The sequence below is a fragment of the Streptomyces sp. NPDC051172 genome (assembly GCF_040682555.1).
Classification (GTDB): Bacteria; Actinomycetota; Actinomycetes; order Streptomycetales; family Streptomycetaceae; genus Streptomyces.
The window spans coordinates 165,057-172,626 of the sequence record NZ_JBFBBE010000008.1 but is presented as its reverse complement, the minus strand read 5'-3'; the positions used below and the strand labels follow the sequence as shown (position 1 = coordinate 172,626).

6 protein-coding genes are annotated in these 7,570 nt (G+C 68.9%); 3 read left to right on the top strand and 3 right to left on the bottom strand.

The window, feature by feature from the left end; genetic code table 11:
- Positions 1 to 83: 83 nt before the first annotated feature.
- Both modA and AB0N07_RS07235 read right to left on the bottom strand, forming a co-directional pair.
- Positions 84 to 908 (bottom strand): molybdate ABC transporter substrate-binding protein, encoded by an 825-nt coding sequence (gene modA / locus AB0N07_RS07240; protein ID WP_365832966.1) that lies wholly within the window; start codon positions 906 to 908, stop codon positions 84 to 86.
- Positions 909 to 963: 55 nt separating this feature from the next.
- A complete protein-coding gene (locus tag AB0N07_RS07235) occupies positions 964 to 1,350 on the bottom strand; it encodes a helix-turn-helix transcriptional regulator (protein WP_365832964.1) in 387 nt (128 codons plus the stop codon).
- A gap of 138 nt (positions 1,351 to 1,488) precedes the next feature.
- Here AB0N07_RS07235 and AB0N07_RS07230 point away from each other — a divergent pair, with 138 nt between their 5' ends.
- On the top strand, positions 1,489 to 2,013 hold the full coding sequence (locus AB0N07_RS07230; protein WP_365832962.1) for a molybdopterin-dependent oxidoreductase: 525 nt from the start codon (positions 1,489 to 1,491) through the stop codon (positions 2,011 to 2,013).
- Between the two features lie 27 nt (positions 2,014 to 2,040).
- On the top strand, positions 2,041 to 2,733 hold the full coding sequence (locus AB0N07_RS07225; protein ID WP_365832959.1) for a M24 family metallopeptidase: 693 nt from the start codon (positions 2,041 to 2,043) through the stop codon (positions 2,731 to 2,733).
- Position 2,734: 1 nt separating this feature from the next.
- Here AB0N07_RS07225 and AB0N07_RS07220 read toward each other — a convergent pair whose 3' ends face one another.
- The gene (locus AB0N07_RS07220) at positions 2,735 to 4,264 is read right to left on the bottom strand and encodes a UDP-N-acetylglucosamine 1-carboxyvinyltransferase (protein ID WP_365832957.1); all 1,530 of its coding nucleotides are present in this window, start codon (positions 4,262 to 4,264) and stop codon (positions 2,735 to 2,737) included.
- Between the two features lie 449 nt (positions 4,265 to 4,713).
- On the opposite strand from AB0N07_RS07220, the gene acnA reads away from it, so the two are divergent.
- Positions 4,714 to 7,431, top strand: coding sequence for an aconitate hydratase AcnA (acnA, locus tag AB0N07_RS07215; RefSeq protein WP_365832955.1), 2,718 nt, complete (start codon positions 4,714 to 4,716; stop codon positions 7,429 to 7,431).
- The last annotated feature ends 139 nt before the right edge of the window (positions 7,432 to 7,570 follow it).

Sequence of the window (7,570 nt, the reverse complement as noted above, 5' to 3'; positions counted from 1 at the left end):
AGCACCCCCCCAGAGGACACGGCGGCGCCGCGGGCCACCGGTCAGGGTGTCCGCGGCGCCGGCCTTGTCCGGGGAGGGAGCGGTCACGGCTTGAGGAACCCGGCCCCGGTCAGGACCTGCCGGCCCTCGGCGGACTGCACCAGGGCGATGAACGCCTTGGCCGCCGCGGCGTTGGGCGCGTCCTTGAGCAGGGTGATCGGGTAGTCGTTGATGGCGCCGGCGGACTCGGGGAACTCCACGCCCTGCACCTTGCTGCCCGCCGCCTGCACATCGGTCTTGTAGACGACCGCGGCGTCGGCCTCCTTCAACACGACCTTGTTGAGGGCGGACTTGACGTCCTGCTCGTAGGAGACCGGGGTGAGCTTCAGCTTGCTCGTGTCGAGCGCCTTCTGGGCGGCGGCGCCGCACGGCACCGTCTTGTCGCACAGCACGACCTTCAGCGAGGACTTGGTGAGGTCCTTGAGGGAGGCGACCTTGTCGGGGTTGCCCGGCAGGGTGGCGATCTCCAGCTGGTTGCGGACGAAGGTGGCCGGCGTGCCCACCGCGTCGCCCTTGGACGTCACGATCTTCATCGTCCTGGGGCTCGCCGCGGCGAAGACGTCGGCCGGGGCGCCGCCGGTGATCTGCGCGGCGAGGGTGTCGCTGCCACCGAAGCTGAAGGTCACCTTCGTACCCGGGTGGGCCTTCTCGAACTCCTTGCCCAGCGTCGTGAAGCTCTCCTTGAGCGAGGCGGCGGCGAACACGGTCACCGTGCCCGACAGCTTCGGCGACGAGGACGCCGAGGCCGAGGTGTCGGACTTGGTGGAGTTCGAGTCGGAGGACGAACAGGCACTCAGGGCCAGCAGCGCGGCGGCGCTCACACCGGTCACCTGCAGCATCCGACGGGTCCGAGGCACGGAACGGGTCATCACGGGTCCACTCCTTGAGGTCCTGACGGACCCAGCTACGGTCTTGCGACCTTCTCTACGGTCTCTCGACGACCACGTTGGTCGACTTGATCACGGCAACCGCCGGAACACCGGGCTCCAGCTTCAGCTCCTCAGCCGACTCGCGGCTGACCATGGCCACCACCCGGAACGGTCCGGCCTGGATCTCCACCTGCGCGGAGACGTCCCCGAGGATCACGTCGGTGACGATGCCGGAGAACCGGTTGCGGGCCGAGGAGCCGGTGGACTCCCGTTCCGCCCGGTGTGTCTCGCGGGCGTGGGCCGCAAGAGCCGGCCCGGGGATGATCCGGTGGCCCAGCTCGTCGCGTTCGGCGGTCAACTTCCCCGCGTCGACCAGACGCCGCACGGTGTCGGGGCTGACGCCGAGTAAGGCGGCGGCATCCCCGATCCGGTAGGTGTGCATGCGCCGATGATACTGCCGCAGATGCAAGGCGAAAGTCTGCTGTCGCATCGCATGAGCCGGAACAGTGATCTGCTGGCATGGCATGTGCGTTTGTACGGGAGGGTGGTTCGGGTACGGTCATGCGGGAGGTGGTAGCCCGTGAGTCAGACCCTCGCAGCTGACCGTACGGCCGCCGGACCCGCGGCGGAACTCGTCCTCACCGGCGACCTGGACCGACCGGCCCGGCTGACGGTGCCCGACCTGCTCGCCTGGCCCCAGCACCGCGCCGAGGCCGCCTTCGAGTGCGCGACCAGTGGCAGCCGGCAGCACACCTTCACGGGCCCGCTCCTGCACGACGTCCTCATGGACGCGGGGCCCGTCTTCGATCCCGCCCGCCGCAAGGACCGCCTCCGCTTCCTCATCGCCGTACACGGCATCGACGGCCACCACGCCCTGCTCTCCTGGGCCGAGATCGACCCCGACTTCGGCCGCGCCCCCGTCCTGCTCGCGGTCGCCCTCGACGACACCCCGCTCGACCGCGCCGGTGCCCAGCTCGTCCTGCCTCAGGACCGCTGCGGCGCCCGCTACGTCAGCGGCATCGACGCCATACACGTGGACGGCGGATACACCGCGTGGACCCGACGGCGACCGGAGGAGCCCGCCTCTCGGCAATCGTTGCCGTGAACGATCCGGGTAACTATGTTCGGCCCCATGGCGGACGATGACGAACCCACGCGTGCGGCGCGTTTGCTGGACGCCCAGGCGAAGGCCGTGCGGCTCTTCAAGGAGATCGAGGAGCGCGGGCTGGTCGCGCCCGGGCAGGGGGAGCGGGCGGTCAGCGACCGGATCCGGGACCTGGCGAACGAGCTGTTCGGCACGACCCGGCACTGGCACAAGCGGATCGTGCGCTCCGGCCCCAACACGCTGATGCCGTACAGGGAGAATCCGCCGGACCGGGTGATCGGCGCGGACGACATCGTGTTCGCCGACTTCGGGCCGATCTTCGAGGAGTACGAGGCCGACTTCGGCCGGACCTTCGTCCTCGGCGACGACCCGGTCAAGCAGCGACTCCGCGGCGACCTGCCGAAGATCTTCGCCGCGGGCCGCCGCTTCTTCGAGGCCGATCCCGACGTCACCGGCCGGCAGCTCCACGCCGAGGTGGAGCGGCTGGCGGCGGGCGCCGGGTGGGAGCTGGGCGGCTGGCACGCCGGGCATCCGGTCGGCGAGTTCCCCCACGAACGGATCGACGGAGCGGACGTGGAGTCGTACATCACCCCCGCCAACGACACCCCACTGCGCCGCACCGACAGGGCGGGGCGCACCTGCCACTGGATCCTGGAGATCCATCTCATCGACCGGCGACGGGAGTTCGGCGGCTTCTACGAGGAACTGCTCACCCTCTGACTCAGATGTCCCGGAAGATCTCGATCTGCGCCCCGACCGAGTTCAGCCGCTCCGCGAGATCCTCGTAACCCCGGTTGATGACGTACACGTTGCGCAGTACGGACGTGCCGTCGGCCGCCATCATCGCCAGCAGGACGACCACGGCGGGCCGCAGGGCGGGCGGGCACATCATCTCGGCGGCGCGCCAGCGGGTCGGGCCCTCGACCAGCACCCGGTGCGGGTCGAGGAGTTGGAGGCGGCCGCCGAGGCGGTTGAGGTCCGTCAGGTAGATCGCGCGGTTGTCGTAGACCCAGTCGTGGATCAGCGTCTTGCCCTGCGCCACGGCCGCGATGGCCGCGAAGAACGGGACGTTGTCGATGTTCAGGCCGGGGAACGGCATCGGGTGGATCTTGTCGATCGGCGCCTCCAGCTTGGAGGGCCGCACGGTGAGGTCCACCAGCCGCGTACGGCCGTTGTCCGCGAAGTACTCGGGCGTACGGTCGTGGTCGAGCCCCATCTCCTCCAGCACCGCGAGCTCGATCTCCAGGAACTCGATCGGCACGCGCCGCACGGTCAGCTCCGACTCCGTGACGACCGCGGCGGCCAGCAGGCTCATCGCCTCCACCGGGTCCTCGGAGGGGGAGTAGTCGACGTCGACGTCGATGTCGGGCACGCCGTGCACGGTCAGCGTCGTACTGCCGATGCCCTCGACCCGTACGCCCAGCGCCTCCAGGAAGAAGCACAGGTCCTGGACCATGTAGTTGGAGGACGCGTTGCGGATGACGCTGACGCCGTCGTGACGGGCGGCGGCCAGCAGCGCGTTCTCGGTGACGGTGTCCCCGCGCTCGGTCAGCACGATCGGCCGGTCGGGCCGCGTCGTCCGGTCCACCAGGGCGTGGTACTGGCCCTCGGTGGCGGTGATGTCGAGGCCGAACCGGCGCAGCGCGATCATGTGCGGCTCGATGGTCCGCGTGCCCAGGTCGCAACCGCCCGCGTACGGCAGCTTGAAGTGGTCCATACGGTGCAGCAGCGGGCCGAAGAACATGATGATGGACCGCGTCCGTACGGCCGCGTCGGCGTCGATCGCCGCCATGTCCAGCTCGGCGGGCGGCACGATCTCCAGGTCCACGCCGTCGTTGATCCAGCGCGTGCGCACACCGATGGAGCCCAGCACCTCCAGGAGCCTGTACACCTCCTCGATCCGCGCCACCCGGCGCAGCACCGTGCGGCCCTTGTTGAGCAGGGAGGCGCAGAGCAGCGCGACACACGCGTTCTTGCTCGTCTTGACGTCGATGGCTCCGGACAGCCGGCGGCCGCCGACCACCCGCAGATGCATCGGCCCCGCATAGCCCAACGAGACGATTTCGCTCTCCAGGGCTTCACCGATTCGAGCGATCATCTCAAGGCTGATGTTCTGGTTACCGCGCTCGATGCGGTTGACGGCACTCTGGCTGGTGCCGAGCGCCTCCGCGAGCTGGGCCTGTGTCCAGCCGCGATGTTGCCGGGCGTCACGGATGAGTTTGCCGATGCGTACGAGGTAGTCGTCTGCCATGGGGTTGAGGTTATCTCAGATATGAGATGAGGCGCGTGATGGGGGTCCATTCGGGTGACGGGCCGTCAACGTCGCCTCATGGGAGGCCGGTGGGCGAGCGCCTCCCTTCACGTCGGACGGACTTCCCCGTGGCGGGCCGGGTACCCGGGCTCGGCGCACCGATGGGCGCCCGCGCCAAATGTCCCCTTCCGCCGGATAATCGCCTGGCGGGCCCGGTCGTGTCGGCGCGGCGGGCGGAGTCGTCGGGGTGCGGCCGTGAGGAGGCCGGGCATGACCATCCCGGCCCCATGTACTAGAGTTATCTCGACATCGAGATATCTGCCGAGAAGCACCGCAGCCGCCACGCCCCGGTAAGGGTTACCTAACTTAGCCTTACCTTAGCGGATCGGCCCAGATGCCGTGGCGGCAGGATCGTGGTGAGTACGCGCACATCAATGAAGGAGACTGTCGTGTCGGCGAACAGCTTCGACGCCCGCAGCACGCTGCAGGTGGGCGACGAGTCGTACGAGATCTTCCGGCTGGACAAGGTGGAGGGCTCGGCCCGACTGCCGTACAGCCTCAAGGTCCTGCTGGAGAACCTGCTCCGCACGGAGGACGGCGCGAACATCACCGCCGACCACATCCGCGCCCTCGGCGGCTGGGACTCCCAGGCGCAGCCCAGCCAGGAGATCCAGTTCACGCCCGCCCGCGTGATCATGCAGGACTTCACCGGCGTGCCCTGTGTCGTCGACCTCGCCACCATGCGTGAGGCCGTCAAGGAGCTCGGCGGCGACCCGGCGAAGATCAACCCGCTGGCCCCGGCCGAGCTGGTCATCGACCACTCCGTCATCGCCGACAAGTTCGGCACGAACGACGCCTTCAAGCAGAACGTCGAGCTGGAGTACGGCCGCAACAAGGAGCGCTACCAGTTCCTGCGCTGGGGCCAGACCGCCTTCGACGAGTTCAAGGTCGTCCCGCCCGGCACCGGCATCGTCCACCAGGTCAACATCGAGCACCTCGCGCGTACCGTCATGGTCCGGGGTGGCCAGGCGTACCCCGACACCCTCGTCGGCACCGACTCGCACACCACGATGGTCAACGGCCTCGGCGTGCTGGGCTGGGGCGTCGGCGGCATCGAGGCCGAGGCCGCGATGCTCGGCCAGCCGGTCTCCATGCTCATCCCGCGCGTCGTCGGCTTCAAGCTCACCGGTGAGCTGCAGCCCGGCACCACCGCCACCGACCTGGTGCTCACCATCACCGAGATGCTCCGCAAGCACGGTGTGGTCGGCAAGTTCGTCGAGTTCTACGGCGAGGGTGTGTCGGCCACGAGCCTCGCCAACCGCGCCACCATCGGCAACATGTCGCCGGAGTTCGGCTCCACCGCCGCGATCTTCCCGATCGACGACGAGACCCTGAACTACCTGCGCCTGACCGGCCGCTCCGACCAGCAGGTCGCGCTCGTCGAGGCGTACGCCAAGGAGCAGGGCCTCTGGCTGGACCCGAAGGCCGAGCCGGACTTCTCCGAGAAGCTGGAACTCGACCTCTCCACGGTCGTCCCCTCCATCGCCGGCCCGAAGCGCCCGCAGGACCGTATCGTCCTCGCCAACGCGGCCCAGCAGTTCAAGTCCGACGTCCTCAACTACGTCGACTCCGTGGACGAGTCCGGCAAGGAGTCCTTCCCGGCCTCCGACGCCCCGGCCGTCGCCCCGAACGGTGCCCCGTCCAACCCGGTCACCGTCACCGCCCCCGACGGCTCGACGTACGAGATCGACCACGGCGCCGTCACGGTCGCCGCGATCACCTCCTGCACCAACACCTCCAACCCGTACGTCATGGTCGCCGCCGCGCTCGTCGCGAAGAAGGCCGTGGAGAAGGGCCTGACCCGCAAGCCGTGGGTCAAGACCACCCTGGCCCCGGGTTCGAAGGTCGTCACCGACTACTTCGACAAGGCCGGTCTGACGCCGTACCTGGACAAGGTCGGCTTCAACCTGGTCGGTTACGGCTGCACCACCTGCATCGGCAACTCCGGCCCGCTGCCGGAGGAGGTCTCCAAGGCGGTCAACGACCACGACCTCGCGGTCACCTCGGTCCTCTCCGGCAACCGCAACTTCGAGGGCCGGATCAACCCCGACGTCAAGATGAACTACCTGGCCTCCCCGCCGCTGGTCGTCGCGTACGCCATCGCGGGCTCCATGAAGGTGGACATCACGCGGGACGCCCTGGGCACCGACCAGGACGGCAACCCGGTCTTCCTGAAGGACATCTGGCCCTCCGAGGCCGAGGTCAACGACGTCGTGGCCAACGCCATCGGCGAGGACATGTTCAACAAGTCCTACCAGGACGTCTTCGCGGGCGACGCCCAGTGGCAGGCGCTGCCGATCCCGACCGGCAACACCTTCGAGTGGGACGCCGAGTCGACCTACGTCCGCAAGCCCCCGTACTTCGAGGGCATGGAGCTGGAGCCGTCGCCGGTCTCCGACATCTCCGGCGCCCGCGTCCTCGCCAAGCTGGGCGACTCGGTCACCACCGACCACATCTCGCCGGCCGGCGCGATCAAGGCCGACACCCCGGCCGGCAAGTACCTCACGGAGCACGGCGTCGAGCGCCGCGACTTCAACAGCTACGGCTCCCGCCGCGGCAACCACGAGGTCATGATCCGCGGCACGTTCGCCAACATCCGCCTGCGCAACCAGATCGCGCCGGGCACCGAGGGCGGCTACACCCGCGACTTCACGCAGGACGGCGGTCCGGTCTCCTTCATCTACGACGCATCCCGCAACTACATCGAGCAGGGCATCCCGCTGGCCATCCTGGCCGGCAAGGAGTACGGCTCCGGCTCGTCCCGCGACTGGGCCGCCAAGGGCACCGCGCTGCTCGGCGTCAAGGCCGTCATCGCCGAGTCGTACGAGCGCATCCACCGCTCGAACCTCATCGGCATGGGCGTCCTGCCGCTCCAGTTCCCGGAGGGCCAGTCGGCAGAGACGCTCGGTCTGACCGGCGAGGAGACGTTCTCCTTCACCGGCGTCGAGGAGCTCAACAACGGCACCACGCCGCGCACGGTCAAGGTCACCACCGACTCGGGCGTCGAGTTCGACGCGGTCGTGCGCATCGACACTCCCGGTGAGGCCGACTACTACCGCAACGGCGGCATCATGCAGTACGTGCTGCGCAGCCTGATCCGCAAGTAAGCGGCGCAGCAGGGCAGTCGAGGGCCGCATCCCCGGTACGCCGGGGGTGCGGCCCTCGCCGCGGTCCCGGCCGGGGAAACCCAGGTCATCACCCACCCTCAGGTGGAACACAGGGTTCCCTCAGCGGACCGGGACAGTA

What these genes read in the sequence shown, in the direction of transcription:
- modA (WP_365832966.1), bottom strand. Translation starts at nt 908, where the DNA reads ATGACCCGTTCCGTGCCTCGGACCCGTCGGATGCTGCAGGTGACCGGT.
- AB0N07_RS07235 (WP_365832964.1), bottom strand. Translation starts at nt 1,350, where the DNA reads ATGCACACCTACCGGATCGGGGATGCCGCCGCCTTACTCGGCGTCAGC.
- AB0N07_RS07225 (WP_365832959.1), top strand. Translation starts at nt 2,041, where the DNA reads ATGGCGGACGATGACGAACCCACGCGTGCGGCGCGTTTGCTGGACGCC.
- AB0N07_RS07220 (WP_365832957.1), bottom strand. Translation starts at nt 4,264, where the DNA reads ATGGCAGACGACTACCTCGTACGCATCGGCAAACTCATCCGTGACGCC.